The sequence below is a fragment of the Salinicola sp. genome, assembly GCF_982684285.1.
Window position 1 is genome coordinate 3,381 of the sequence record NZ_CEXLVS010000258.1, and the last position, 2,238, is coordinate 5,618.

The following is a 2,238-nucleotide window of genomic DNA, read 5'->3' on the forward strand; positions in this document are numbered from 1 at the left end:
CGATGCTCCAGAATGGTGACATGCGCCAGAACCAGCTGCTCCGGGACGGCGATGTCCTCCATGTGCCCGATATCGGAAGCCAGAAAGTCTTCGTCATGGGCGAAGTGATGGACCCGGTGACCCTCCCGATGGGGAACTCCCGCCTCTCGCTGACCGACGCCCTTGCCGAGGCTGGCGGCATGGACGAAACCCAGGCCAACGCGAAGGGGATCTTCGTGATTCGCCAGTCCACGCCGGACAGCGGCAAACTGGCCACGGTCTATCAGCTCGACGCACGCAATGCCACGGCACTGGTGCTCGGGGCGCAGTTCATGCTGCAACCCACCGATATCGTCTATGTCACCGCCGCGCCGCTGAGTCGCTGGAATCGGGTCATCAATCAACTGACGCCGACGATCAGTTCGGTCTATCAGGTGACACGAGCCACGCGTGACTTCGACGAACTTCGCGACGGCAACTGACATGTTCGATCGGATACTGGTGTTGTGCACGGGCAATATCTGCCGCAGCCCGGTGGCGGAGGCGCTGTTGAGGCAGCGGTTCCCGGGCAGGCAGATCGGTTCCGCGGGACTCGGAGCGCTGGTCGGCGAAGGCGCCGAGCCCACGGCCCGGGAGCTGGCGGAGCGTGAGGGACTGGATCTGTCCGGACATGTCGCCCGACAGGTGGATGTCGGCATGCTGCAGTCCGCAGACCTGGTCCTGGTGATGTCCGAGGGTCAGCGTCGTGCCGTGGCGGAGCTTCATCCCGCCGCCAGTGGCAAGACGATGCTGCTCACTCGCTGGATCGGGGAGAGCGAGGTACCCGACCCCTATCGCAAGAGCCGGAGCGCTTTCGAACACGTTCATCGTCTGCTGACACAAGCCGTAGATGCCTGGGTAGGCAAGTTGCCGGATCGCTGAAAGGATGCAAAACCCCACATGACCACAAGCAATACATCGACGACATCGGCAGCGGGTAACCACGAAGAGATAGACATTCGTCGGCTGCTGGGGATTCTGCTGGACCACAAGAAGTGGGTGATGGCGAGCGTTCTGGGCTTCGCGTTGATCGGAATCCTGTACGCCAGCCTGGCGACGCCCATCTACCGGGCGGACGCCCTGGTGCAGATCGAGAGCGACTCGCCAGGCAACAATCCGCTCCAGGAGGTCACGAGTCTGCTGGGCGAAAAGCCGCCGACGCTCTCCGAGATCGAGATCATCCGGTCTCGAATGGTGTTGGGCCAGGCCGTCGACCTGCTCAATCTCGACATCAACGTGGCGCCAGTCACCATGCCGATCATCGGGGCCTTTCTCGAGCGTCAAGGTATCGGGCGTCCCGGCTTCGCCGACGGGTGGGGCTATGCGTTCAGCGGGGAGAGCATCGCCGTCAGCGAAATGCCGATGTCCGATGCCTATCTCGGCAAGACGTTCACTCTCCAGGTCCAGGACAGTTACACCTACCGCTTGCGGGATGCGGACGGGGAGTCGCTGGGGTCGGGCAAGGTCGGGCAACTGAGTAGCTTCTCGGGCGGTGACGTCGCCTTGCGGGTGACGTCGATCCAGGCACCAGCCGGCGCCGAATTCACCGTGCAGCACGTGCCGCGACTGGCGGCCATCAATGGGTTGCGGGGGCGCTTCGAGGGCGGGGAGGCCGGCAGCGAGACGGGTATTCTCAGCTGGAGCCTGACCGGCCCCGATCCGGACGCCGCCAAGAAGACGCTCAACACCATTGCCGACATCTATTACTCCCAGAACGTCCAGCGCCAGTCGGAAGAGGCGCGCAAGAGCCTCGAGTTTCTGAATACCCAGGTGCCGCAGATCCGTAGTCAGCTGAACCAGTCGGAGGAGAAGCTCAACGAGTATCGGGAGTCCAGGGACAGCGTCGACCTCTCGCTGGAGACGAAATCGGTCCTCGAGCGGATCGTCAACCTGGAGTCCCAGCTGAACGAGCTGGAGATGAGCGAGGCGGAGATCTCCCAGCGCTTCACCAAGAGCCATCCGACCTACCAGGCGCTGCTGGAGAAGAAGGCGCAGCTCCAGCGCGAGCGGGACAATCTCGACAAGCAGGTCAAGGGGCTGCCGGAGACGCAGCAGGAGATACTGCGGCTGCAGCGGGACGTCGAGGTCACCAACGAGATCTACGTCCAACTGCTCAACAAGGTGCAGGAGACCAAGATAGCCGAGGCCAGCACGGTGGGTAACGTGCGGATTCTGGACAACGCCGAGGTTCTTCCGGCCCCGGTGGCACCGAACAAGCCG

3 protein-coding genes are annotated in these 2,238 nt (G+C 63.1%); all 3 read left to right on the top strand.

The window, feature by feature from the left end:
- The coding region (locus AC3AYF_RS17530; RefSeq protein WP_487780095.1) for a polysaccharide biosynthesis/export family protein at positions 1–461 on the top strand (461 nt) is incomplete at its 5' end.
- On the top strand, positions 430–900 hold the full coding sequence (locus AC3AYF_RS17535; RefSeq protein ID WP_365677815.1) for a low molecular weight protein-tyrosine-phosphatase: 471 nt from the start codon (positions 430–432) through the stop codon (positions 898–900). The genes AC3AYF_RS17530 and AC3AYF_RS17535, both read left to right, overlap by 32 nt.
- Positions 901–918: 18 nt before the next feature.
- Positions 919–2,238: GNVR domain-containing protein (locus AC3AYF_RS17540; RefSeq protein WP_487780096.1), on the top strand; the 1,320-nt coding region annotated here is incomplete at its 3' end.